The organism is Pseudoclavibacter terrae (assembly GCF_008831075.1).
GTDB classification, from domain to species: Bacteria; Actinomycetota; Actinomycetes; order Actinomycetales; family Microbacteriaceae; genus Pseudoclavibacter; species Pseudoclavibacter terrae.
Window position 1 is genome coordinate 473,293 of sequence record NZ_WBJX01000002.1, and the last position, 24,849, is coordinate 498,141.

Genomic DNA, 24,849 nt, shown 5'->3' on the forward strand with positions numbered 1-24,849 from the left:
TGTGCGCCCGTCAGAGGCGCGCGGCCGCGGTCACCCCTTGGTGACGTGCCCGGCTCGTTCCATAGTCCGGAGGTCTTGCTTCAGCGCCGAGAGCTCGTCGCGGAGGCGGGCGGCGAGCTCGAACTTGAGTTCGCTGGCCGCGTCGAGCATCTGCGCGTTGAGGTCCGAGATCATGTTCTCGAGCTCGAGTGCGCCGGATGCGGCGAGACCCTCGCGCTTGAGTTTAGGTGTCGTCTGCCGCTTGTTGTCGCCTTTGCCGCGAGATGCGAGGAGGTTCTCGGTGTCCTGCCCCTCGCGCATGAGCGACTCCGTGATGTCTGCGATCTTCTTGCGCAGCGGGGTCGGGTCGATGCCGTGCTCTTTGTTGTAGGCGAGCTGGCGGTCGCGTCGCCGATCCGTTTCCTCGATGGCCTGCGCCATGCTGTCGGTGATGCGGTCGGCATACATGTGCACCTCGCCCGTCACGTTTCGAGCGGCGCGCCCGATCGTCTGGATGAGGGACGTGCTCGAGCGCAGGAACCCCTCCTTGTCGGCGTCGAGGATCGCGACGAGCGACACCTCTGGCAGGTCGAGGCCCTCGCGGAGGAGGTTGATGCCGACGAGCACATCGTAGAGTCCGGCACGCAGCTCTGAGAGGAGTTCCACCCGGCGCAGGGTGTCGACGTCGGCGTGCAGGTAGCGGACGCGGACGCCGTTCTCGCCGAGGAAGTCGGTGAGCTCCTCTGCCATCTTCTTGGTGAGGGTCGTGACGAGGACTCGCTCGTCGCGGTCGGCGCGGACCCGGATCTCCTCGAGCAGGTCGTCGATCTGGCCCTTTGACGGCTTCACGACGATCTGCGGGTCGACGAGGCCCGTCGGGCGGATGATCTGCTCGACGAAGCCGTCTGCCTGTGCGAGCTCGTACTTGCCCGGGGTCGCCGAGAGGTACACGGTCTGGCCGACGCGGTCGCTGAATTCGTCCCAGCGAAGCGGTCGATTGTCGAGGGCACTCGGGAGGCGGAATCCGTGGTCGACGAGCGTGCGCTTCCGCGAGGCGTCGCCCTCGTACATCGCGCCGATCTGCGGCACGGTCACGTGCGATTCGTCGATGACGGTGATGAAGTCGTCCGGGAAGTAGTCGATGAGGCAGTGCGGTGCCTCGCCGGGCGCGCGACCGTCCATGTGCCTCGAGTAGTTCTCGATGCCGGAGCAGAAGCCGATCTGCTCCATCATCTCGAGGTCGAAGGAGGTTCGCATGCGGAGCCGCTGGGCCTCGAGCAGCTTCTGCTCGCGCTCGAAGACGCCGAGGCGATCGTCGAGTTCGTCGCGGATCTGTCCCATGGCCCGCTGCATCGCATCCGCCCCCGCGACGTAGTGCGAGCCCGGGAACACGCTCACGGAGTCCATGGAGCGCACGACGTCACCCGTCAGCGGGTTGAGGGCCGTGAGCGCCTCGATCTCGTCGCCGAACATCTCGATACGGATCGCGAGCTCCTCGTAGACGGGGATGATCTCGATCGTGTCTCCCCGGACTCGGAAGGTGCCACGCTGGAAGGCGACATCGTTGCGCTGGTACTGCATCGTCACGAAGCGGCGGAGCAGCTCCTGGCGAGGGATGCGGTCTCCGACGTGGAGCGCGAGCATCGAGTTGAAGTACTCCTCCGGCTTCCCGAGGCCGTAGATGCAGGAGACCGTGGAGACGACGATGACGTCGCGGCGACTCAGGAGCGAGTTCGTCGTGGAGTGCCGCAGTCGCTCGACCTCCTCGTTGACCGAGCTGTCCTTCTCGATGAAGGTGTCGGTCTGCGGGACGTACGCCTCTGGCTGGTAGTAGTCGTAGTAGGAGACGAAGTACTCGACGGCGTTGTTCGGCATGAGTTCGCGGAACTCCGTCGCGAGCTGCGCCGCCAGGGTCTTGTTGTGCGCAAGCACCAGGGCCGGACGCTGCAGCTTCTCGATGAGCCACGCGGTCGTGGCCGATTTTCCGGTTCCCGTGGCGCCGAGCAGGACGACATCCGGTTCGCCGGCGTTGATGCGACTCGCAAGCTCGTCGATGGCCTTCGGCTGGTCGCCACTCGGCGTGTACTCGCTGACGACTTCGAAGGGACGGACGCTGCGTGTTGCTTGCATAGAACAAGTGTACGTGGCGGCTGCGACATTTCGGGGCCCCCGTGATGCGCTCTGCGCGATCATGGGGGCCCCGAAGTGCAACCGGCGCGGACTAGTCCTCGCTCGAGAGCACGCCCTGCGTGTTCTCGAGGTGCGCGCGGATGAACCACTGGAACTTCTCGAGCTCGGACACCTGGCCGATGACCAGGTCCTGCGTCACGAGGTCGAGGTCGTCGAGGCGCTTGATGGCCTCGCGGTGGTCGGTGATGACGCCGACGTAGACGTGATCGAGGGCCTCGAGATGCTGGCGCGTGCCTGCGCGGAACACCTCGTAGTCACCCCAGGTGCGAGCTTCGACGAGCGCACCCGGCAGTCCGTTCGGCGGGACGCCCAGGGTCGCCATGCGCTCCGCGACCTCGTCGGCGTACCCGCGGACGAGCTCGATCTGGGGGTCGAGCATCTCGTGAACGCTGATGAAGTCGCGCCCGATGACGTTCCAGTGCGCGTGCTTCAGCGTGAGGTGGAGGTCGTTGAGAGCGTGGAGGCGAAGCTGGAGGAGTTCGCCGATCTCGTGGCCCTTGTCGAGCGAGAGTCCGGGTACGGTGTACTCGCCGTTCTCGGTGTGCTGGCTTGAGGCTGTTGTGGTCATCTCAGTCCTCTCTTGGGAGCGCACGTCGCTGCTCCCGGTCGATGAGTCCCGTTCGGTGCGGGGGAAGACCAACCTTGTCAGTCAGGTCTGAACGTTTGGTCTGAGGGCCGCCGGGTGGACGAAGGGGTCGCCGTAGACTGAAGGGATGCGCGCCGGACAGTCAGGGGGCAACCCGTCGAACGGGCATGCTGACTCGGCGCCGAGCTACGGCGTTCTCGCTGACCTGGGCCCACTCGACAACGAGATCGAGATCCGCCGCTCCCGGTTCATCTGCCGTCTCCAGCGTGTCGAGAGCGAAGCGGAGGCGAGGGCGGTCATCTCCGATCGGCGGGCGGCACATCGGCTGGCGCGCCATCACTGCAGCGCGTTTGTGCTCGGTGCCGGACGAGCTGTCCAGCGCTCGAACGACGACGGCGAACCTGGTGGGACAGCTGGGACCCCCATGCTCGAGGCACTCGTGCTGCACGAGCGCGAGCGGGGCGTCCCGTCCTCGGCCGACCTCAGTGACGTCGTCGCCGTGGTCACCCGTTACTTCGGCGGCGTCCTGCTCGGCGCAGGCGGCCTCGTGCGCGCCTACTCGGAGTCCGTCTCGGCGACCCTGCGACTCGCGCGACTCGCGACTCGCGAGGCACGGGCGGTCTTCGGACTCGAAGCGCCGCACGCCACCGCGGGCCAGTGGGAGAACGAGCTCCGCGCCCGCGGCACGCTCGTGACCGGAACCGACTACGCGGGAGCCACAGCGATGTTGAGCCTGGCCATTCCCGACTCCCCTGGCGCGCGGGGGCTGCTGGCTGCCGAGGTGGCGGCTGTCACCGCCGGCCGGGGCGCGCTCGTCCCTCTCGGCACTGAGTGGGTCGATCTTGCCGCAGGGCGTTCGGGGCGCTCGTCGCCGCGATGACCGGGCGGCGTCCGTCGATCGCCAGTGCACGAGTCACCTCCGGGAAGCCGTGACCGTTGGGTGCTCCCAGTCCATCTGACCGTCCAGCAGGGGAGGCTCGGCGAGTGCCGACCGGTCTTCGTCCAGCGCGGCCATTCGCGCTGCATCGTCGCCCGGGGATCGGAACACCGCGATCGCCGGACCGCAGTTGGTCGAGAAGAAGTCGGGGGCGTCAGCTTCGAAGCGATCGCCTCGCTGGCGCACCCCGTGCCGCTGCGTGCAGGGATCTCGAGCTCTCGAGGGGGGGGAGACGACGAGGTGAAGCGCTCGGGACGAGATGCGCGCGTGTCGGTCAGACCCCGTAGGTCTGCGTCTCCGGTGCACGCAGGCCCGCGGCCGCGAGCCGGCGCCACTCGGCATCGACCTGATCGAGCGTCTCGTCGAGCGGAGCGCTTGTGTCGATGAGCACGTCGGCGATCCGACGCCGCTCGTCGTCGCTCGCCTGCGATGCGATTCGTGCCTGCGCGTCCTCCCTCGTCATCCCGCGGCCCTCGACGAGGCGCTCCTCTCGGGTGCGGGCCGGCGCATCCGCAACCCAGATCTCCTCGTAGTCGTAGTTGCTCGTTGATTCGACGAGCAACGGGATGACGTGCACGACGAGGGCCGCCGGGTCGTCGGCGAGCACTTCCTCGAGCCTCTCCCCCGTGAGGCGACGCACCTCCGGGTGCACGATGTCGTTGAGCGCTCGGCGCGCCTCTTCGTCGCCGAAGACCAGCGCGCCGATTGCGGGACGGTCCAGCGAGCCGTCCGCCAGGAGCACCTGCTGTCCGAAGCGCGCGGCGATCTGTCGAAGCGCTGGAGAGCCGACCGCGACGGCCTCGCGCGCGAACACGTCGGCATCGAGGATCACGCCGCCGAGCTCGGCGAGTCGATTGGCGATGGTCGTCTTGCCGGATCCGATCCCCCCGGTCAGCGCGATGGTGACCATGATGTGCCGTCCTCTCGTCTGCGCATGCCCTCCGACGGGCAGCGTCGTGTGGCCAACGCTACTGCGCCCCGGCCGAGAGCGCCCCCGGCATCCCGGGACGACCCGCCTCCGGGTGATCGCGTGCCAGACTGGGACGCAGGAGGCACGAGACACATGCTTGAAATTCTGACCGGCCTGGGGCTCGCGACGGCGAGCGGCCTCAACGCGTTCATCCCACTGCTCGGGATCGGGCTCCTCGCCCGCTTCACCGACCTCATCGCGCTGCCGGCAGGCTGGGCCTGGCTCAGCAACGACTGGGTGCTCATCATCGTCGGCGTACTGCTCGTGCTCGAGCTCGTCGCCGACAAGGTCCCCGCGCTCGACCACGTGAACGACTGGATCCAGACGGTCATCCGCCCGACCTCAGGCGGCATCGTCTTCGGGGCTGGCACCGCCAGCTCGACCGCAGCCATCCAGGACCCGGCCAGCTTCTTCACGAGCAACGCGTGGGTGCCAGTGGTCATCGGGATCGGCATCGCTCTGCTGACCCACCTCACCAAGAGCAGCACCCGTGCCGCCGCGAACGTCGTGACGGCTGGCGCAGCCGCCCCGATCCTGAGCGTCGGCGAAGACGCCATCAGCGTGGGACTGCTCTTCTCCGCGATTCTCGTGCCGCTGTTCGTGCTGGTCATGCTCGCAATGCTCGGTGTGCTCGCCTGGCTGCTGTTCCGCAGCTTCAAGCGCGTGCGCGACGCCCGCGCCGCCAGGTCGGGGTCGGCGGCTCCCCCGGTCCCGCCCGCCCCGGGCTACAGCGCCTGACCGGAACGAGCCCCGCTCGGACGCGACGACGCCCGGCCGCTTCTCAGCGGCCGGGCGTTGCGTCTGCCCCGACATCCGCGCGGGAAGCGCAGTGGAGCAGGGTCCCGACGTCGGTCCCCTCGCGCCTGCCGTGTGGATGCGACGCGCGGCCCGACCGGCTGACACACACGCCCGCCCGCGCGGCTCCTCCCCGCAACAGCCCAAGCTGCAACAGCCCAAGCCGCAACGGCCGAAGGCCGGCCCCAGAACTGGGACCGGCCTTCGGATGCACTGCTGCTGCTGGGAACTAGTTCCCTGCGAGCTTCTCGCGGAGGGCGGCAAGCGACTCGTCGTCGGCAAGCGTTCCTGCGCCAGCTGCTTCGCTCGCGAACGAGTTCGAGGAGCTCGACGGCGCGACGGCGCTGACGTTCTGCTCGATCTCGGCTGCGGATGCGACCTGCTTCTTGTGCGCTTCCCAGCGAGTCTGGGCGAGAGCGTACTCCTGCTCCCAAGCCTCGCGCTGTGCGTCGAAGCCTTCCTTCCACTCGTTGGTCTCTGGGTCGAAGCCCTCGGGGTACGTGTAGTTGCCCTCAGCGTCGTACTCGGAGACCATGCCGTAGAGCGCCGCGTCGAACTCGGTGCCCTCGGGGTCGACGCCATCGTTCGCCTGCTTGAGCGAGAGCGAGATGCGGCGACGGTCGAGGTCGATGTCGATGATCTTGACGAACAGCTCCTGGCCGACCGACACGACCTGCTCGGCGAGCTCGACGTGGCCGCTGGACAGCTCCGAGATGTGCACGAGGCCCTCGATGCCGTCTGCGACGCGAACGAACGCACCGAACGGAACGAGCTTCGTGACCTTGCCCGGTGCGATCTGACCGATGGCGTGCGTGCGTGCCAGCACCTGCCACGGGTCTTCCTGCGTTGCCTTCAGCGAGAGCGAGACACGCTCGCGGTCGAGGTCGACCTCGAGGATCTCGACGGTGACCTCCTGGCCAACCTCGACGACCTCAGAGGCGTGCTCGATGTGCTTCCAGCTGAGCTCGGAGACGTGCACGAGGCCGTCAACGCCACCCAGGTCGACGAACGCACCGAAGTTGACGATCGAGGAGACCACACCCTTGCGGACCTGGCCCTTCTGGAGGTTGTTGAGGAAGTTCGAGCGGGTCTCGGACTGCGTCTGCTCGAGGAGCGCGCGGCGCGACAGCACGACGTTGTTGCGGTTCTTGTCGAGCTCGAGCACCTTGGCCTCGAGTTCCTGACCGAGGTACGGCGTGAGGTCGCGCACACGGCGGAGCTCGATGAGCGAGGCCGGGAGGAAGCCGCGGAGGCCGATGTCGACGATGAGACCGCCCTTGACGACCTCGATGACGGTGCCGGTGACGACGCCGTCTTCTTCCTTGATCTTCTCCACGTCGCCCCAGGCGCGCTCGTACTGTGCGCGCTTCTTGGACAGGATCAGACGGCCTTCCTTGTCCTCCTTCTGGAGGACGAGGGCCTCAACGGTGTCGCCGACCTGAACGACCTCGGTGGGGTCGACGTCGTGCTTGATCGAAAGCTCGCGCGAGGGGATGACGCCCTCGGTCTTGTAACCGACGTCGAGGAGGACCTCGTCGCGGTCGATGCGAACGACGGTGCCCTCGATGAGGTCCCCGTCGTTGAAGAACTTCAGCGTCTCTTCGACCGCGGCAAGAAAGTCCTCAGCAGATCCGATGTCGTTGATGGCGACCTGCTTGGTTGCCTTTTCGGTCGTGGTGGTGGTCATGTAGGTAATGCTCCAGGTGGGCTATAAGTCGGCCCGGATGTGCTGCTCTCGGCAAGATGTCGAGGACAATGGTGCTCATCCGGGAATGCGGATACGTGCACACAGAAAAGTGCTCTGTCAGCCTAGTCGGGGAAGTCAAGCGAGGGCAAGTGTCGCGCACGGCGAGTTCCCCGGCATTTGCGGCGAGTCGGTCCGGGAAGGTGGGTCGTCCGCCCACGGATCAGGACACGGCGAGCGAATCCGCGTCCGTGCCGTCAGGGTTCATGAGCTGCGACCGGATCAGGAACCGCTTGCCTTCCGGAGCCTCGAGCGAGAAGCCGGATCCCCGCCCCGTGACGATGTCCACGGTGAGGCGGGTGTGGCGCCAGTACGCGAACTGCTCGCGCGACATCCAGAACTCCACTCGTCCCGCGTCGGGGATGTCGGTCGTGCCGAGGAGGACGTCGGCGTCGCCGGTGAGGAAGTCGCCGGCCGGGTAGCACATGGGTGAGGAACCGTCGCAGCAGCCTCCGGACTGATGGAACATGAGCGGGCCGTGGCGCCGTCCGAGCGCTGAGATCATCTGCACGGCTGCCGGCGTGAAGGAGACCCGAGAGAAGGTCTCGCCCTCGATGGTCGGGGTCGAGGCCAGCGCGCCGCCCCCGGACAGTGCGTCGACGTCGCCTCGAACTTCACTCTGCATGTCCTCACCCGCTCGTTCTGTCGATGTGTCCGGCCGTGATGTGCGGTCACACGCGCGGCTCGGTGTCGCGTGTGCGGTGAGCGTACGCCCGGCGCCCGAGGACTCGGTGAGTGCTCGGACGCCGGGCGGGAACGTGGATCAGAAGAAGCCCAGCTTGTCCTCGCTGTAGCTCACGAGGAGGTTCTTCGTCTGCTGGTAGTGGTCGAGCATCATGAGGTGGTTCTCGCGGCCGATGCCGGAGGACTTGTAGCCACCGAACGCGGAGTGCGCCGGGTACGCGTGGTACTGGTTGACCCAGACTCGGCCGGCCTGGATGTCGCGGCCGGCGCGGTACGCGGTGTTGCCCATGCGCGACCAGACGCCGGCGCCGAGACCGTAGAGGGTGTCGTTGGCGATCGAGATCGCATCGTCGTAGTCGGAGAACTTCGTGACCGCGACGACCGGACCGAAGATCTCCTCCTGGAAGATTCGCATGCTGTTCTGGCCCTCGAAGATGGTCGGCTGCACGTAGTAGCCGCCCGCGAGGTCGCCATCGAGTTCCGCGCGTGCACCGCCGATGCGGACCTTTGCTCCCTCCTGGCGTCCGATCTCGAGGTAGCTGAGGATCTTCTCGAGCTGGTCGTTCGAGGCCTGCGCACCGACCTGCGTGTCGGTGTCGAGCGGGTTGCCCTGCACGATCTTGCGGGTGCGCTCCGTCACGTCCTCCAGGAAGCGGTCGTAGATCGAGTCCTGGATGAGGGCGCGGGACGGGCAGGTGCAGACCTCGCCTTGGTTGAGGGCGAAGAGCGTGAAGCCTTCTTGCGCCTTGTCGTAGTAGGCGTCGTCGCGCAACGCGATGTCCTCGAAGAAGATGTTCGGGCTCTTGCCGCCGAGCTCGAGCGTCACGGGGATGATGTTCTGTGAGGCGTACTGCATGATGAGGCGCCCGGTCGTCGTCTCGCCCGTGAACGCGATCTTGCGGATGCGGGAGTTCGAGGCGAGCGGCTTCCCGGCCTCTGCGCCGAAGCCGTTCACGATGTTCACGACGCCGGGCGGGAGCAGGTCGCCGATGAGCTCGAAGAGCACGAGGATCGACGTGGGCGTCTGCTCGGCGGGCTTCAGCACGATCGCGTTGCCTGCTGCGAGTGCTGGCGCGAGCTTCCACACGGCCATGAGGATCGGGAAGTTCCACGGGATGATCTGGCCGACGACGCCGAGTGGTTCGTGGAAGTGGTACGACGTCGTGTTGTCGTCGAGCTGGCTGAGCGTTCCCTCCTGCGCTCTGATGGCGCCGGCGAAGTAGCGGAAGTGGTCGATCGCGAGCGGGATGTCGGCGGCGAGGCACTCGCGGATGGGCTTGCCGTTGTCCCAGGTCTCGGTGACGGCGATGTACTCGAGGTTCTCCTCGATGCGGTCGGCGATCTTGTTCAGGATGATGGCCCGCTCGGCTGGGCTCGTCTTTCCCCACGCTGGGGCTGCCGCGTGCGCCGCGTCCAGGGCGGCCTCGATGTCCTCGGCCGTTCCGCGGGCGACCTCGGTGAAGGGCTGGCCGGTCACCGGGGTGATGTTCTCGAAGTACTCGCCCTTCACCGGCGGCACCCACTGGCCGCCGATGTAGTGCTCGTAACGCGGTTTGAACGTGACGAGGGACCCGTCGGTTCCTGGCTTGGCGTAGACGGTCATGGGGACTCCTTTGTCCGGGGAACTCTTCCTCGGAAGACTAGGAGGGGGAACGTTGCAATCGGGTTGCAGGGCCCAGGCGCCGCGCGCCGGGGACGCGTCAGGACTCGAGCGATTCGATTCGAGCGACGTACCTGGACCGGGCTGGCGAGCGAGGCGGGAGCACGCCGAGGGCGGTGCGGAAGGCGTCGGAGTCGTGGGCGACCTCGGGCAGCTCGAGGTAGGCGAGCAGCGTCGGCGTGTCCGCCGTGCTGAGGACCTGGTCCCGGAGCGTTGCCGAGATCTCGGCACGCAGTTCACGGATGCCTGGCGCATCGGAGGCGGGCAGGAGCTCCCCGGGGTACATCCGCACCGCCGCCCTGACGTCGCCCGCTGCGAGGAGGCGCAGGACTTCGGCGGCATCGCTCGTGAGCCCCTCTGCGACTCGGTACGGGCGCGGCACGAGATCGAGGCCGCGTTCGGCGAGGAGCGGCCTGAGCCTCGCGAGCTCTGCCCTGAGCGTGACCTCCTTCGCCGTCTCACCGTAGAGCCGAAGCGCAAGCTCCCCCGCGCTGAGCCCGGACGGGCGCGCGGCGAGGAGCGTCAGGATCTCTCCGTGTCGGCCGCTGAGCTCGAGCGGCGGGATGCCCGATGCTGTGAGTCGAGCGCGATGGGCGCCGAGCGCGCTGACCTTCGCAGCAGCAGCGCCGTTCGTCGGCGCCGTCGGGAGGGATGGGCCGCCGGTGCGAGTCGCGGCGCCGGCCAGCAGGGCGGCGACCCGCATCTCTGCTTCGGCTGCGGCCACGGCCGCGCGCATGAGCGCGAGGGAATGCGGCCCGACCGCCCGTTCATCGCCCGTCAGGTCGACGGCTCCGACGGCGAGGCCGGTGAGAGGATCGCGGATGGGGACCGCGGTGCAGCTGAGGAGCTGCACAGCGGGGGCGAAATGCTCGGCGCCCACGATCTGCACTCCGCGGCCGGACGCGAGGGCCGTGCCGGGGGCGCTCGTGCCGACGGCCCCCTCGGACCAGTCGGCGCCCGCCACGAAGTCCATGTGCTCCGCGCGGCGAAGCGTGTCGCTGTCCCCGCGCACCCACAGGAGACGTCCCTGCTCGTTGGTGATGGCGACGATGAGCCCGGTGTCCTTCGCAGGCTCGACGAGCAGGCGGTCGAGGACGGGAAGCACGTGCTGGAGGGGGCTGCGTTCGCGCGCGGCCGCGAGCGGCTCGAACGCATCCAGGTCTCGGGCCCTCGCATTCGCGGGACTTCCGAGCAGCTGCAGCGAACGGATCCAGGATTCGCGGACGACGCTGCGGAGGCCGGCGACCGCCGAGCGGAGATCGACGCCTCCGCTTCGTCCGCCGTCAGCGTCGATCAGGGAATGGGCGGATGCGGCGGCTGCCTGATCGGGGCGGACGCTCTCGCCACTCTGCGGGTGCACCTCGCAGCCTCCTCGGATTCGCGGCAGCGAATGCGTCGATGCATTCGCTGCCGCGAGCCTAGGCGAAGCCGCCTGGGTGATGCCCAGCTCGAGCGCTGGCCGTCAGGGACGGACAAGCGGGGGCGGCCGGGTCAGTCCGTGCTGAGCACCTCGCGGAGGGTGTCGAGGCCGAGGCCACCCAGGTCGAGTGCCCGCGAGTGCCAGGCCTTGAGATCGAACTCGTCCCCGCCGCGCTGCTCGGCGTCCGCGCGCAGCTCCTCCCAGATGCGCTGGCCGATCTTGTAGGCGGGCGCCTGGCCTGGCCAGCCGAAGTAGCGGTTCACCTCGAACTTCACGAAGCCGTCCGGCATGTTCACGTGCTGACGCATGAAGTCGAGCGCGTACTCGTAGTCCCACACCTTGTCGCCCTCTGGGACCGTCTTGCCGAGGTGGACACCGATGTCGAGGACGACGCGTGCGGCGCGCATCCGCTGCCCGTCGAGCATGCCGAGCCGGTCGGCTGGCTCGTCGAGGTAGCCGAGCTGCTCCATGAGGCGTTCCGCGTAGAGCGCCCACCCCTCGCCGTGCCCCGAGGTCCAGTTGTTGCGTCGCCAGGTGTTGAGCTGGTCTCGGTTCAGGGTCGCGCGCGCAATCTGCAGATGGTGACCGGGGACGCCTTCGTGGTAGACGGTCGTGAGCTCGCGCCAGGTGTCGAATTCGGTGACGCCCGGTGTGACCGACCACCACATGCGCCCGGGACGTGAGAAGTCCTCCGATGGGCCCGTGTAGTAGATCCCACCCTCTTCTGTTGGCGCGATCATGCACTCGAGTCGGCGCATCGGCTCCGGGATGTCGAAGTGGCTCTCGGCGAGCTCGGCGACGGCGCGGTCGCTGGTCTCCTGCATCCAGGCCTTGAGGGCTGGCTTGCCGTGCAGCTTGCGGGTGGGATCGAGCTCGAGGTGCGCGATGGCTTCTGCGACGGATGCGCCCGGGAGGATCTCGTTCGCGATCGCCTCCTGCTCGGCCTTCATCCGCGCGAGCTCAGCGAGGCCCCACTCGTAGGTCTCGTCCAAGTCGACGGCGGCACCGAGGAAGCCGCGGGAGGCGAGTGCGTAGTGCTCGCGCCCGACGGCGTCGGTCTCGCTCGCCGCGGGCAGCAGCTCGTCGTCGAGGAACGTCGTGAACGCGGCGTAGGCGGCCGACGCGAGTTCAGCGCCCCGCTGCAGCTGCTGACGGAGACCCTGCGAGAGCTCACCGGTCGCGGGCGACGACTCAGCGAGCTGCTCGAAGAAGTTCCCTGGGGCCGCGTACTCGCCCGTCTGCACGGCGACTTCGCGCACCTGCCGCTTCGCGGGCACGACACCGGCCATGATGCCGGCGCCGAGGCGCTCCGTGTAGCCCTCGACCGCCGCCGGGAGGTTCTCGAGGCGCCGCGCGATGTCCTCGAAGTCACTCGGCGTCTCTCGCGGCATGAGGTCGAACACCATGCGGATGTCCTGCGCCGGAGAGGCGATGTTCGACAGCGCCCGCAGGTGGAGCTTGGCGTCGATCATCTCCACTTCGAGCCCGAGGCTGCGTCGCAGCTCGAGCGCCGTCACACGGTCGACCTCGTCGGTCTCCGTGAGCGTGTCCAGCTTCGCGAGCACCTCGACGATCGCGGCGCGCTTGCGGGGTGCAGCAGCAGACGAGTAGTCGCCATACTCGGACTTGTCGCCCTCGGCGCCGAGCTCCACGCGCAGCTCGGGCGAGAGGTTGATCTCGGTAGCGACCCAGGCCTCCGCGAGCCGGTCGATGTCCGTCTGCGGTCGTGGCTGACTGGTGTTCTGGGTGGGAAGAGCGGAAGTCGTCATCACGCAAGCCTATGCTCGCCCCTCTGGATCCCCGCTCAACAGCTGGGCCGGGTCGGGGCGGACAGCGGCGCAGGCTAGTGCGCGGCCTCGTCCCAGTTGGGGCCGCGACCGATCTGCACTTCGAGTGGCACGGTGAGGTCCGCAGCTGCGGCCATCTCGTCGCGGACGAGCGCCTCCATGGCTTCCCCCTCGCCGGCGGCGACCTCGAACACGAGCTCGTCGTGCACCTGCAGGAGCATGCGCGAGGAGAGGTTCTCCGCGCGGATGCGGTCCTCGATGGAGTTCATGGCGCGCTTGATGATGTCGGCCGCCGACCCCTGGATCGGAGAGTTGAGCGCCTGGCGCTCGGCGTTCTCCCGAGCGATGCGGTTCGTCGAGTGCAGGTCGGGGAACGGGCGCCTGCGCCCGAAGATGGTCTCCGTGTACCCGTCCTCCTTGGCCTGCAGGACGACGTTGCGCAGGTAGTCGCGGACCTTCCCGAAGCGCTCGAAGTAGTCGATCATGAGCTTCTTCGCTTCGGCGACGTCGATCTGCAGCTGCTTCGAGAGCCCGAACGCGGACAGGCCGTAGGCGAGGCCGTAGGACATCGCCTTGACCTTCGAGCGCATCGGCGGCGTCACGTCGGCCGGGTCGACGCCGAACACGCGCGAGCCGACGAAGCGGTGGAGGTCCTCCCCCGCGTTGAACGCCTCGATGAGTGCGGCGTCGCCCGACAGGTGCGCCATGATGCGCATCTCGATCTGCGAGTAGTCGGCGGTGAGGAGCGACTCGAACTCGGGTCCGTGCACAAACGCGCGGCGGATGCGGCGACCCTCGTCGGACCGAATCGGGATGTTCTGCAGGTTCGGGTCGTTCGACGACAGGCGGCCCGTGGCCGAGCCGATCTGGTGGTAGCTCGTGTGGATGCGCGAGCTCTCGTCGATGGACTTGAGCAGCGACTCCATGATCTGTCGCAGCTTCACGGAGTCGCGATGCTTGCGAAGCGCACCGAGGAAGGGATGCGGGCTGTTGCGCTCGAGGTCGGCGAGCGACTCCGCATCCGTCGAGAAGCCCGTCTTCGTCTTCCGGGTCTTCGGCATCTCGAGCGTCTCGAAGAGCACGACTTGCAGCTGCTTCGGGGACCCGAGGTTGATCTCGGCGCCGCCGATGGCGTCGAACGCCTCCTGCTCGTAGGTGCGGATGCGCTCGGTCAGGTCGTCGGCGAGGCCCTGCAGGAAGTCGCGGTCGATGGCGACGCCCTGCAGCTCCATGCTCGAGAGCGTGGCGAGCAGCGGCGTCTCGATGGACGTGAAGACGTCGAGCGTGCCTGGCTCGAGCATGCCGAGGGCGGCAGTCGTCGCGCGCTGCGTGTACCAGGCGTCGCTCGCGACGAGCGACGACTCGTCGCCGATCTGCAGCTGGTTCGGGTCGCCCTCTGGGAGCTGCTCGTCGAGTCGCATCTGCACGAGCTCGGCGAGGCGCTTAGGGGCGTTCTGGGGGCGGTACAGCCACGCGGCGAGCTGCCCGTCCTTGACCTGGCCACCGACCGCGAGGCCGGCGACGGTGAGCGCCTTCAGCTGGGGCTTCGCGTCGAACATGAGCTTCGGAGCATCGCTCGCGAGCCACGCCTCGAGGGGCGCGTAGTCGACGCGCTCCGGGATCCACCGGAGCTCGGTCGCCTCGGCGGCCGTCGACACGCCGATGGCGATGATGCCACCCTCGGCGTTGTGCGAGACCGCGAGGCCGAGGCCCTCTGGCGTCGCGGCGACGGCCTTCTCGAGCCACTGCTCGAGCTCCTCGTCGAGCAGCTCCGGTCGAACGGGCGCGGCGACGGCCTCGGCGGGCGCGATGTCGTTACCGGCTTCGTCGGCGAGCTTCAGGACCCGGTCCTGCAGGGTGCGGAACTGCAGCTTCGTGAAGATCTCGCGGACGGCATCCGCGTCGATCGACCCGCGCGTGAGCTGATCCGGTGCGACCGGCAGCTCGACGTCATCGACGAGGCGGTTGAGCTTGCGGTTGCGGACCGCGTTCTCGCGGTGCTCGCGGAAGGACTCGCCGACCTTGCCGCCGATCTCGTCGGCATGGTCGAGGATGCCCTGGAGGGAGCCGTACTGCGCGAGCCACTTGGCCGCGGTCTTCTCGCCGACCTTGGGCACGCCGGGGAGGTTGTCGCTCTTCTCCCCCACGAGGGCCGCCACGTCCGGGTACTGCTCCGGGCGCACGCTGTAGCGCTCCTCGACTTTCGCCGGGTCGTAGCGGGTCAGCTTCGTCACACCCTGCGTCGACGGGTAGAGCAGCGTGACATCGTCGGTGACGAGCTGGATGGAGTCACGGTCGCCCGAGACGACAAGCACCTTGAACCCCTGCTCGCGCCCCTGGCGTGCGAGGGTCGCGAGGATGTCATCCGCCTCGAAGTCCTCCTTCACGACGGTCTTGATGCCCATCGCGTGGAGGGCGTCGCGAAGCAGCGGGATCTGCCCCTTGAATTCGACGGGGGTCGCATCGCGGCCCGCCTTGTACTCGGGGTACTCGCGGGTGCGGAAGGAGCTGCGCGAGATGTCGAAGGCCACGGCGATGTGGCTCGGATTCTCGTTCTGCAGCAGGTTGAGGAGCATCGAGACGAAGCCGTGGATGGCGTTCGTGTGCTGCCCCTCCGAGTTCACGAAGCTGTCGACCGGCAGGGCGAAGAACGCTCTGAAGGCAAGCGAGTGGCCGTCGATGACCATGAGGGTAGGCTGATTTTGCGCTGACACACGGTCAGCCTACTTGCCGCCCCAGACACTGCGCCGATGCGCGCGTGTTGTGGGGCGTTCTTCGAGGAGGAAGCGTGATGAGTCACCTGGAAACGCCCCCGACGACGGTCAACGGGCTCGCCATCCCCGACCAGCACGACGTGACCTACGGCCGGGGCTTCGGCGCTCTCGCCGAGCGCATGGGCATCCTGTGCGTCGAGCTGAGCCCCGAGCGCTCCGTGGCCGTCATGCCGGTCGAGGGGAACACGCAGCCCATCGGCCTGCTGCACGGCGGTGCCTACTGCGTGCTCGGCGAATCCCTCGGCTCCATGGCCGCCAACGTGCACGCCGGCCCCGGCCGCTTCGCGGTCGGCATCGACATCAACGCCACCCACACCGGATCCGCGGTCAGCGGCTGGGTCACGGGCGTGTGCACGGCCATCCACCTCGGCGGTTCCATGACGGTGCACGAGATCGTCGTCACCGACGAGGCAGGCAAGCGCTGCTCCACGATCCGGATCACCAACCTCATCCGAACCGCGAAGTAGTCCCACGCACAGACGAAGAAACCCTCACCGCGACAGCGCGGTGAGGGCTTCTGCTGATCGGGGCTCGGCTACTTCTTGGCCGAGAGCTGCTGGATGACCGCCTGCGCGACCTCCTGCATCGTGAGACGGCGGTCCATCGACGCCTTCTGGATCCAGCGGAACGCCTCAGGCTCGCTCAGACCCATCTTCTGCGTGAGGAGGCCCTTCGCGCGGTCCACCTGCTTGCGGGTCTCGAACCGCTCGTTCAGGTCGGAGATCTCGGCCTCGAGGGCGATGAGCTGCGCGTGGCGCGCGAGCGCGATCTCGATCGCGGGGAGCAGATCGTTCTGCGTGAACGGCTTCACGACGTACGCGAGGGCCCCCGCCTCAGTCGCGCGCTCGACCAGTTCCTTCTGGCTGAACGCAGTGAGGAGCACGACCGGCGCGATGCTGTCCTTCGACAGCTGCTCGGCGGCGGAGATGCCATCGAGCTGCGGCATCTTCACGTCCATGATGACGAGGTCGGGGCGAAGCTCCTTCGCGAGGGCGACCGCGGTCTCCCCGTCGCCGGCCTCTCCGACAACGTCGAAGCCGTTGTCGCGAAGGATCTCCACGATGTCGAGCCGGATGAGCGACTCGTCTTCGGCGACGACAACACGTCGCGGGGCTTGAGAGGTTTCCTGTTCAGTCACGTAGTGAGCTTACGATACTGTGTCCGTGGTGTTGCGCCGGCTTGGCGGAATGGCAGACGCGGTGCACTCAAAATGCTCTGTCCGAGAGGGCGTGTGGGTTCGAATCCCACAGCCGGCACCAGACGGGAAGCCCCGGTTGTGCCAGTTGATCACTGGCCGAACCGGGGCTTGTCTCGTTCTTGGTCTCCGTGCTCGGCGCTACTCGAGCGTCGTGGGCGTCTCCTCAGCTCCCGAGGAGCTTTCACCGGTTCCCGACCAGGTCGCGGTCGCGTCCCAGAGGTTCAGCGTCTCGTCGACCAGCACGTCGACCTCGACCTCGCTCTGAGGGATCGTGATGCCCTCGGAGGCCCCTGCCTCGACGAGGCGCTGCACCAGCTTGTCGACGACCTCCGTGAGGGCCTCTTCGCCAGCATCAGCCTCGGCGGAGGCAGTGCGCATGTATGTCTTGACTTCGCTCATGCGTCCATCATCTCAGCCGCTGCGACCCTCTCGGCCGCCACGATCTCTCAACCGGGGACGAGTTGCGTGAAGGCCGAGACGAAGGTGCCTGCCCGAGCCGCCCACGCATGCCCGGGTACCCCCAGGCGCAGTGATCGTGCGCGCGCACGGCGCGTGGCCTTGCATCAGGCTTAGGCACCCCTTACCGTACGTATACCGCTTTGCCGCTGGGAAGCTCGCACCGCACCAAGTGCCGACTCCCGCAGACGAAACCTCCAACGTTGCAGTGTTCGCGTCGCCTTTCCCCTCGCTGCTGTCCCCTGGAGGCATCTTCGTGTCGCAAAAAATCACCGGTCTGTACCGTCCCGAGCTCGAGAAGAGCGACTGTGGCGTCGGCTTCATCACGCGCAAGGACGGCGTCCAGCACCACGACGTCATCCGGCTCGGCAACGAGGCGCTCTGCGCGATACCGCACCGCGGGGGCATGTCCGCTGAGGGTGTCGGGGACGGGGCGGGCGTCAACGTCGACCTGTCGGTGGAGTTCTTCAGCGCGCTCGTCGGACGACAGCTCACGGCCGGGCTCTTCGGGGTCGGCAACTTCTTCATGCCGAGCGATGCAGCACAGCTCGAGGCCGCGCACGAGCTCATCTCGAGCACGTTGCGGGCGAACGGCATCGAGCCCGTGCTCGTGCGCGACGTTCCCGTCGACCCCACCGTCGCGCGCCCGGCCGCGGCCCACTACCAGCTGCCCATCGTGCAGTGGGTGTTCGAGGCCGCGGAGGGATGGAGCCGCGCTGAGATGGACGCAGCAGCCAACACCGCGCTCCTCGACATCGAGGGGATCGCATACGCGGACCCCTCGCTCCAGGGCCTGTACCCCCTCTCGCTGAGCGCGCGCACGCAGACCCTCAAGGGGCGCCTCAATTCGAACGAGGTCATCCCCTACTTCACCGACCTGCTCGACGAACGCCAGTCGGTGCGGACGCTGTTCTTCCACACGCGCTTCTCGACCAACACGGAACCGCACCCGAGCATGGCGCAGCCGTTCCGCATGCTCGCCCACAACGGCGAGCTCAACACCGACCGCAAGAACCGCCTCTCCGAGAACGCCCTCGCGACCGCCCGCGGACGCGTCATCGTGCATCCGCCCGGCCAGTCGGACAGCAGCCGGTTCGACCAGACCCTCCAGAGCCGCGTCTTCGACGACGGCCTCGAGCTCGTGGAGGCGGTCGTCTCGACCATGCCGCCCGCGTGGGAGAACGACCGCACGCTGACCCCCGAGGTGCGCGACATGCTCGAGTTCTTCTCCCTGTACGAGGAGAAGAACGACGGTCCGGCCGCCCTCGTCTTCAGCAACGGCGACATCATCGGCACCCGACTCGACCGGCTGGGCCTGCGGCCGCTGCGCACCGTCGAGACGGACGACTACCTCGTCGTGAGCTCCGAGGCGGGACAGATCCAGTTCGCCCCGGGCACGATCATCCGCCGCGGCCGCATCGAAGCTGGCGGGATGCTGTACTTCGACCACCGTCAGGGACGCAGCTTCCGCACGAGAGAGGCACTCGAGCAGCTCGCCGTGCGCCGCGACTACAGCGCGGAGCTCGAAGCGGCCAGAGTCAACATCGAGGACATCGAGCTCCCCGAGATCACCCGAGGCAGCACCACGCTCGGCTACGACGGCGACCTCTCCCCTGCAGGCAGGTACGTCGCGTACTCGCTCAACCAGGAGAGCTTCAAGTTCATGATGGACCCGATGCTCGCGAACGGCACCGAGCGCATCTCGGCCATGGGCTACGGCAACGCCATCAACGCGCTCTCCGACCAGGAGGGAGGCCTCGCGAAGTACTTCTCGCAGCGATTCGCGCAGGTGACCAACCCGCCGCTCGACAGCATCCGCGAAGCCGACGGGATGACGCTTCGCGTGGCCCTTGGAGCGAAGCCGGACGGCGGCAACCGCACGAGGCAGATCGTCGTGCCCTCGCCCATCCTCAGCCACCTCAACATGGTCGCGCTCCGAGAGCAGCGCCTCGCACCGCTCGAGCGCTTCGAGATCCTCTACACGCCAGTGCAGGGCGACGCCGCGGCGAACGCCGCATCGCTGCGCGACGCGGTCGAAGGCGTCTGCGACGCCGTGACCGAGTTCGCGCGGACGCAGGGCGGCATCGCCGTCCTCACGGATCGCAACGTGTCCAGGGATGCGGCGGCCATCCCGCTCATCCTGGTCATCGCGGCCGTCAACCAGCGGCTGATCCGAGAGGGACTGAGGCTCCGGGTCTCGCTCATCGCCGAGTCCGGGCAGCTGCCCTCCTCGCACCACATCGCGTCGGCCCTGGGCTTCGGCGCGGCCGCCGTCTACCCGCTCTGCGTGCGCCTGCGCGCGGAGGAGCGCTACCCGAGCGGTGCCGCATCCGTCGACACGATCACGGAGACGGACCTCGCGGTCGCGCGCTTCGCGAAGGCGGCGGAGAAATCGCTCATGAAGACGATGGGTCGCGTCGGCCTGTGCACGGTCGAGAGCTACATCGGCGGCGAGTTCTTCGAGCCCAACTACCTCGACACGAAGGACCCCGTGCTCGCCGACTACTTCCCGCACCTCGCGGCACCCGTCGGCGGGGTGCGCTTCGAGCGCATCGCCCTCGCGGTCGCCGAGTGGCACGAGCGGGCCGTCGCCGTCGCGGACGAGAAGCAGATCCCGCTCCTCGGCCTCTTCAAGGAGCGCCAGGAAGGTGCAGGCCATTCCTTCGGGACCACGGCGGTGCGCGGATTCATCGACATGACGGAGGAGCCTCGTGTCCTCGAGTCGCCAGGCGCGGCCGCGGCGAAGGAACCGAGCGAGGCCGCCGCCGAGCCGCATCCCGGCCACGACTCCCTGCGCCTCCTCACGCTCGGCCAGCTCGGCGACGCCTTCGGGCTCGACGACAAGGCCTACACGTACAGCGGGTACGGGGCGCTCACGCCCGAGCAGATCGACGCGTTCGAGATCACCCCCGGCTACCGCGACTTCGTCACCAACACGATTCAGGAGCGCACGCGCCGGCCTTCCGCGCTGCGCGACGTGCTCTCCCTGCCCGCCGACGTCCGCCTCGCGTCGACGCCCTCAGAGTTCGCGCGCGAGCTGAGCCGGTTCTCGCTCGACGGCAACAGCGACGTTCGAGTGCGCGGACTCGAGATCGAACGCGTCGAGAACGAGCTCTACCGGCTCACGTTGACGGGTCCCCTCGACGGCGAAGCCGCACGCTACGACGCACTCGCTCAGGTGCTCACCGCACTGGATGGCGAGGCCATCATCGAGACCACGGCGACGGATGCGGGGCTCGAGGTCCAGGTGGCGCCCGGAACCTCCAGCGTCCTGAGCCTGCTGAGGACGGCCCCGGACAGCATCTCGCTCGACGACGTGCAACCTGCGCATGAGATCGCGCGCACGCTCGCCTCCGGCGCCATGAGCCACGGGGCGCTCGTCGCGACGGCCCACGAGTCGGTCGCGCACGGCACGAACATGGTCGGTGGCATGTCGAACTGCGGTGAGGGCGGCGAGCACATCACCCGCTACAACACGATCCGCGGCTCCCGCATCAAGCAGTTCGCCTCCGGTCGCTTCGGCATCTGGGCCGGCTACCTCGCCGACCCGATGCTGCAAGAGCTCGAGATCAAGATCGGCCAGGGCGCGAAGCCCGGCGAGGGCGGGCAGCTGCCCGCCCCCAAGGTCACGGTCGACATCGCCGCCGCCCGAGGCGGAACCCCTGGCGTCGAGCTCGTCTCCCCGCCCCCGCACCACGACACGTACTCGATCGAGGACCTCGCCCAGCTCATCCACGACTGCAAGGCGGCGAGAGTTCGCGTCGTCGTCAAACTCGTCTCGTCGGAGGGCATCGGCACGATCGCCGTGGGCGTCGCGAAGGCGGGTGCCGACGTCATCAACGTCGCAGGCAACACTGGCGGCACGGGGGCTGCGGCCGTCACGAGCCTCAAGTACGCGGGCCGCTCGGCCGAGATCGGCGTCGCCGAGGTGCACCAGGCGCTCCTCGCGAACGGACTCCGGCAAAAGGTCGTGCTGCGCTGCTCGGGCGCCCACCAGATGGCGAGCGACGTCGTGACCTCGGCGCTCCTCGGCGGGGACAGCTTCGAGTTCGGCACGACGGCGCTCATGATGCTCGGCTGCGTCATGGCCAAGAACTGCAACATCAAGTGCCCGGCCGGGCTGACGACGAACCCGGAGGTGTTCGACGGCGACCCGCGCGCGCTCGCGCAGTACCTGCTCAACATCTCCCACGAGGTGCGCGAGATCCTCGCCTCCCTCGGCCTCCGCTCCCTCGGCGAGGCGCGTGGTCGCGGCGACCTGCTGCAGCTCCTCGCACACCCCGCGAGTGTCGGCGACCTCGACGTGCGCGACATGCTCGCGAAGGTGCCGGAGAAGATCGTCGCCGACCCCATCTACCTCGAGAAGGACTACAGCATCGACGACTCGCTCGTCGAACAGATCCGGGCCGCGCTCGTCGAGCGGGCTGAGCCCGAGGTCCGGATCGAAGGCGTCGAGATGGGCAACCGCTTCAAGTCCGTCGGTGGGCAGCTGTCCATCGACATCGAGCGGATGCTCAACTACGAGCTCGACGCCGAGACCGTTGCAGGTCTTCCCTCGGTCGTCGAGGACGAGCGCGGCAGGCGCTCCCTCGTCGACGGCAGCGTGACCGTCACGACCCAGGGGTCGGCGGGCCAGTCGTACGGCGCGTTCAGCAACGACGGCATGCGCCTCGTGCACACCGGAACCGCGAATGACGGCGTCGGCAAGAGCCAGGGCGGTGGCACCATCGTCATCCTCTCCCCCGGTGGAGGGGGCTCGCAGCCCGGCGAGAACGTGCTCATCGGCAACTTCGCCCTCTTCGGCGCGACCGGCGGACGCACGTTCGTGCAAGGCGAGGCGGGTGACCGCTTCGCGGTGCGCAACTCGGGGGCCACGGCGGTCGTCGAGGGCATCGGCGACTTCGGGTGCGAGTACATGACCAACGGAGCAGTGCTCAACCTCGGGAGCGCCGGCAAGGGCCTCGGCAACGGGATGAGCGGCGGCTTCGTCTACCAGTACGACGCGGACGGGGCGACGCGCGACAACGTGAGCGCCGATTCGCTGCTGGTGTTCCCCATCACCGACACGAGCCACGGGGACTTCCACGAGGCAGCCGTCAAGCTCCTGCTGCAGTGGCACGTCGACGCGACCGGGTCTCCGCTCGCCGAGCGGATCCTCAGCGACTGGGAGGCGGAGCGCAGCAGGTTCTTCTGCGGCATGCCGCGCGCGCTGCTCCTCTACCAGGACGCAGACGAGATCCTCGCGGCCAAGGGGCGCAAGGAGCTCCTCGACGAGCTCTCGACGTCGATCGCGACCCAGCGCATCCGCCTCTTCAAGGAGGCCTACCGAGGCGCTCACCCGGTCATCGGCGGGCGCACGCCGAGTGGTTCCGAAGCGGACCGCGACGACCGGTTCGCTCTGCTCGCCTCCTACGCCGTGTTGAACATCTCGCAGGGCATTGCGCTCACGCGCGTTCCGGATGCGAGCGGACCAGACGACCCTCGGGTGGTGGATGCTGCGCGGAAGCTGATCCTCACCGAGGACTTCTTCGTCATGCAGCGCGTCAACAAGTACCTGCGCGGGGAACTCGAGCGCTTCGAGGACACTGCGCTGGCAGCCCTCATCGCCGCCAAGCGCCTCGAGGACTACAAGGACGCACTCCGTCTGCGCAACGTACGCAGCATCGACGCGCCAGGAACGACGGGATGGATCATGCATCAGAACGTGAAGAACCGCCGCCTCCTCGAGTCGGTGGGCACCGACGAGATCCTGGCGACCGCAGCACTGGTCGATATCGCCCGTGACCTCGTCGTCACGGAGAAGCGCCAGCAGCCATCGGCCGCGTTGGCGGGCCTCGCGGCGACCGCCGGGGGTCTGGTATGAGCGCGCCGTTCATTCCGGTCGACGCCCCGTTCACGAGGGAGCAGCAGGCCTGGCTCTCCGGATTCATGGCGGGTCTGGCCGCGATCCCAACCGCCGACAAGGAGGTGCAGGCGGCGACGCTCACCCTGGAGATCCTGATCGGCACGCAGACCGGCAACTGCGAGTTCGTGGCCGAGGACCTTGCGGCCGCCGCCCGAGGCGCGGGTCTCGCCGCGACGCTCGCCCCGCTCGATTCGGTGTCGCCCGAGGCACTCGGTGGCGAACGCAACATCGTCGTCGTCACCTCCACGTACGGCGAGGGCGAGATGCCGGACAACGCGGAGCTGTTCTGGGAGGAGCTCTCCGCCGACGGTGCGCCGCGCCTCGAGTCTGCGAAGTTCGCGGTGCTGGCGCTCGGCGACAGCAGCTACGACGACTACTGCCAGGCAGGCAAGCTCATCGACACCCGCCTCGAGCAGCTCGGGGCCACGCGGGTGGTGCAGCGCGTCGACTGCGACGTCGACTACGAGGACACCGCCGCCGCGTGGATCGCCGAGGTCGTCGAGCACTTCGCTGCGCTGCAGCCGAACACGGCAGCCCCGGCTCCCGCCGCCGCGGCCGCCCCCGCTCGGGTGCGCTCCCCCTGGAACAAGAAGACGCCGTACCCGTCGCGTCTCGCGGTGAACCGCGTGCTCTCCGGGCCTCGGAGTTCGAAGGAGATCCGCCACTACGAGTTCGATCTCGGCGACAGCGGCATCACGTATGCGGCGGGCGACGCCCTCGCTGTCGTCCCGGTCAACGAGCCGGCGCTCGTCGACGAGCTGCTCGGACACCTCGGGTTCTCGGGAGACGAGGCGCTCGAGAACGGGTCCAGCCTGCGCACGGCGTTCGAACGTGAGCTCGACATCACGGCGCCGTCCAAGGACCTGCTGGCGGAGCTCTCCGCGCGCGAGCCGAGCGGCGCCGTCGCCGAGCTCGTGCAGCGCGGCGACAAGGCGCAGCTCGACAGCTGGCTGTGGGGGAAGGACACGCTCGACGTCCTCAAGGCCGCGCAGGGGGTCGCCTTCGATGCGGACGGGTTCGCGGCGCTGCTGCGCCCGATGCAGCACCGGGCGTACTCTATCTCGTCGAGCCCACTCGCGAGCCCCGACCGCATCCACCTCACGGTGGCGTCGGTCCGCTACGAGAACGAGGCCCGCCGGTACGGCGGTGTCTGCTCCACGTTCCTCGCCGATCGTGTCGGCGACGCCGACCCGGTGCACCTGTTCCTGCAGCCGAACGCCGCCTTCCGGGTTCCCGCGGACGACGACGCGCCGATGATCATGGTCGGGCCGGGAACCGGCATCGCACCGTTCCGCGGGTTCCTGCACGAGCGTGAGGCTCGAGGCGCGGCTGGCCGCAACTGGCTCTTCTTCGGCGACCAGCATCGCGAGAGCGACTTCATCTACGAAGACGAGCTGACCGGGCTCAGCGAGCGGGGTGTCCTCGACCGCCTCGACCTCGCGTTCTCGCGCGACCAGGCGGAGAAGGTGTACGTGCAGACGAGGATGCTCGAGCACAGCGCGGAGCTGTACGCCTGGCTCGAGGAGGGCGGCCACTTCTACGTGTGCGGTGACGCTTCGCGTATGGCTCGGGATGTCGACGATGCCCTGCATGCTGTCGTGGCTCGTGAGCGGGGTGTGACGGCAGAGGGGGCGGCCGAGTACGTCGGCACCCTGAAGCGCCAGAAGCGCTACGTGAGGGACGTGTACTGACCGATGCTGCCGGAGGACGCCGCGGGCCAGGGTGACGCCTGCGGGGCGCGTGGGAACTGCTCGTGTGCGCGTC

Annotated in this window: 16 protein-coding genes and 1 tRNA gene; 6 read left to right on the top strand and 11 right to left on the bottom strand. The window is 68.2% G+C overall.

The window, feature by feature from the left end:
- Positions 1–30: 30 nt before the first annotated feature.
- A complete protein-coding gene (gene uvrB, locus F8O03_RS08450; protein ID WP_151423460.1) occupies positions 31–2,109 on the bottom strand; it encodes an excinuclease ABC subunit UvrB in 2,079 nt (692 codons plus the stop codon).
- 91 nt (positions 2,110–2,200) lie between these two features.
- Positions 2,201–2,737, bottom strand: coding sequence for a Dps family protein (locus F8O03_RS08455; protein ID WP_104252915.1), 537 nt, complete (start codon positions 2,735–2,737; stop codon positions 2,201–2,203).
- Between the two features lie 145 nt (positions 2,738–2,882).
- Between F8O03_RS08455 and F8O03_RS08460 the strand changes: the two genes are divergently transcribed.
- On the top strand, positions 2,883–3,635 hold the full coding sequence (locus F8O03_RS08460) for an IMPACT family protein (RefSeq protein WP_151423461.1): 753 nt from the start codon (positions 2,883–2,885) through the stop codon (positions 3,633–3,635).
- 331 nt (positions 3,636–3,966) lie between these two features.
- On the opposite strand, the gene coaE is transcribed toward F8O03_RS08460, so the two are convergent.
- Positions 3,967–4,602: a dephospho-CoA kinase gene (coaE, locus tag F8O03_RS08465; protein ID WP_151423462.1), complete on the bottom strand. Its 636-nt coding sequence runs from the start codon at positions 4,600–4,602 to the stop codon at positions 3,967–3,969.
- Positions 4,603–4,755: 153 nt separating this feature from the next.
- Here coaE and F8O03_RS08470 point away from each other — a divergent pair, with 153 nt between their 5' ends.
- Complete coding sequence (locus F8O03_RS08470; RefSeq protein WP_151423463.1) at positions 4,756–5,400, top strand: DUF4126 domain-containing protein; 645 nt, start codon at positions 4,756–4,758, stop codon at positions 5,398–5,400.
- A gap of 286 nt (positions 5,401–5,686) precedes the next feature.
- Here F8O03_RS08470 and rpsA read toward each other — a convergent pair whose 3' ends face one another.
- The 6 genes from rpsA to polA form a co-directional block, all read right to left on the bottom strand.
- Positions 5,687–7,144, bottom strand: a complete 1,458-nt coding sequence (gene rpsA, locus F8O03_RS08475) for a 30S ribosomal protein S1 (RefSeq protein ID WP_104252919.1) — start codon at positions 7,142–7,144, stop codon at positions 5,687–5,689.
- A gap of 220 nt (positions 7,145–7,364) precedes the next feature.
- Positions 7,365–7,826 carry a DUF779 domain-containing protein gene (locus F8O03_RS08480; protein ID WP_104252920.1) on the bottom strand — a complete coding sequence of 154 codons (462 nt, stop codon included), beginning with the start codon at positions 7,824–7,826 and terminating at the stop codon, positions 7,365–7,367.
- Positions 7,827–7,964: 138 nt separating this feature from the next.
- Positions 7,965–9,488, bottom strand: a complete 1,524-nt coding sequence (gene exaC, locus F8O03_RS08485) for an acetaldehyde dehydrogenase ExaC (protein ID WP_151423464.1) — start codon at positions 9,486–9,488, stop codon at positions 7,965–7,967.
- Between the two features lie 97 nt (positions 9,489–9,585).
- The gene (locus F8O03_RS08490; protein ID WP_151423465.1) at positions 9,586–10,905 is read right to left on the bottom strand and encodes a sigma-54-dependent transcriptional regulator family protein; all 1,320 of its coding nucleotides are present in this window, start codon (positions 10,903–10,905) and stop codon (positions 9,586–9,588) included.
- A 131-nt stretch (positions 10,906–11,036) separates the two neighbouring features.
- The gene (locus F8O03_RS08495) at positions 11,037–12,734 is read right to left on the bottom strand and encodes a DUF885 domain-containing protein (protein ID WP_151423466.1); all 1,698 of its coding nucleotides are present in this window, start codon (positions 12,732–12,734) and stop codon (positions 11,037–11,039) included.
- Positions 12,735–12,808: 74 nt separating this feature from the next.
- Positions 12,809–15,439, bottom strand: a complete 2,631-nt coding sequence (gene polA, locus F8O03_RS08500) for a DNA polymerase I (protein WP_151423642.1) — start codon at positions 15,437–15,439, stop codon at positions 12,809–12,811.
- A gap of 104 nt (positions 15,440–15,543) precedes the next feature.
- Between polA and F8O03_RS08505 the strand changes: the two genes are divergently transcribed.
- Entirely contained in the window at positions 15,544–15,993 is a 450-nt protein-coding gene (locus F8O03_RS08505) for a PaaI family thioesterase (RefSeq protein WP_151423467.1), read from the top strand.
- A gap of 68 nt (positions 15,994–16,061) precedes the next feature.
- Here F8O03_RS08505 and F8O03_RS08510 read toward each other — a convergent pair whose 3' ends face one another.
- Positions 16,062–16,664 carry an ANTAR domain-containing response regulator gene (locus F8O03_RS08510; protein ID WP_104241240.1) on the bottom strand — a complete coding sequence of 201 codons (603 nt, stop codon included), beginning with the start codon at positions 16,662–16,664 and terminating at the stop codon, positions 16,062–16,064.
- Positions 16,665–16,699: 35 nt separating this feature from the next.
- Between F8O03_RS08510 and F8O03_RS08515 the strand changes: the two genes are divergently transcribed.
- Positions 16,700–16,785: transfer RNA gene (locus F8O03_RS08515), tRNA-Leu, on the top strand.
- Positions 16,786–16,862: 77 nt separating this feature from the next.
- On the opposite strand, the gene F8O03_RS08520 is transcribed toward F8O03_RS08515, so the two are convergent.
- A complete protein-coding gene (locus F8O03_RS08520) occupies positions 16,863–17,123 on the bottom strand; it encodes a hypothetical protein (RefSeq protein ID WP_151423468.1) in 261 nt (86 codons plus the stop codon).
- Between the two features lie 313 nt (positions 17,124–17,436).
- Between F8O03_RS08520 and F8O03_RS08525 the strand changes: the two genes are divergently transcribed.
- Together F8O03_RS08525 and F8O03_RS08530 are read left to right on the top strand one after the other, a co-directional pair.
- Positions 17,437–23,043, top strand: coding sequence for a glutamate synthase-related protein (locus F8O03_RS08525; protein WP_244296088.1), 5,607 nt, complete (start codon positions 17,437–17,439; stop codon positions 23,041–23,043).
- On the top strand, positions 23,040–24,776 hold the full coding sequence (locus F8O03_RS08530) for a diflavin oxidoreductase (RefSeq protein ID WP_151423469.1): 1,737 nt from the start codon (positions 23,040–23,042) through the stop codon (positions 24,774–24,776). Before F8O03_RS08525 ends, F8O03_RS08530 begins: the two co-directional genes overlap by 4 nt.
- Positions 24,777–24,849: the final 73 nt, after the last annotated feature.

Coding starts and splice junctions, on each gene's coding strand:
- F8O03_RS08470 (WP_151423463.1), top strand. CDS start 4,756: ATGCTTGAAATTCTGACCGGCCTGGGGCTCGCGACGGCGAGCGGCCTC.
- F8O03_RS08530 (WP_151423469.1), top strand. CDS start 23,040: ATGAGCGCGCCGTTCATTCCGGTCGACGCCCCGTTCACGAGGGAGCAG.
- polA (WP_151423642.1), bottom strand. CDS start 15,439: ATGGTCATCGACGGCCACTCGCTTGCCTTCAGAGCGTTCTTCGCCCTG.
- F8O03_RS08460 (WP_151423461.1), top strand. CDS start 2,883: ATGCGCGCCGGACAGTCAGGGGGCAACCCGTCGAACGGGCATGCTGAC.
- F8O03_RS08455 (WP_104252915.1), bottom strand. CDS start 2,737: ATGACCACAACAGCCTCAAGCCAGCACACCGAGAACGGCGAGTACACC.
- F8O03_RS08495 (WP_151423466.1), bottom strand. CDS start 12,734: ATGACGACTTCCGCTCTTCCCACCCAGAACACCAGTCAGCCACGACCG.
- F8O03_RS08520 (WP_151423468.1), bottom strand. CDS start 17,123: ATGAGCGAAGTCAAGACATACATGCGCACTGCCTCCGCCGAGGCTGAT.
- F8O03_RS08480 (WP_104252920.1), bottom strand. CDS start 7,826: ATGCAGAGTGAAGTTCGAGGCGACGTCGACGCACTGTCCGGGGGCGGC.
- rpsA (WP_104252919.1), bottom strand. CDS start 7,144: ATGACCACCACCACGACCGAAAAGGCAACCAAGCAGGTCGCCATCAAC.
- coaE (WP_151423462.1), bottom strand. CDS start 4,602: ATGGTCACCATCGCGCTGACCGGGGGGATCGGATCCGGCAAGACGACC.
- F8O03_RS08505 (WP_151423467.1), top strand. CDS start 15,544: ATGAGTCACCTGGAAACGCCCCCGACGACGGTCAACGGGCTCGCCATC.
- uvrB (WP_151423460.1), bottom strand. CDS start 2,109: ATGCAAGCAACACGCAGCGTCCGTCCCTTCGAAGTCGTCAGCGAGTAC.
- exaC (WP_151423464.1), bottom strand. CDS start 9,488: ATGACCGTCTACGCCAAGCCAGGAACCGACGGGTCCCTCGTCACGTTC.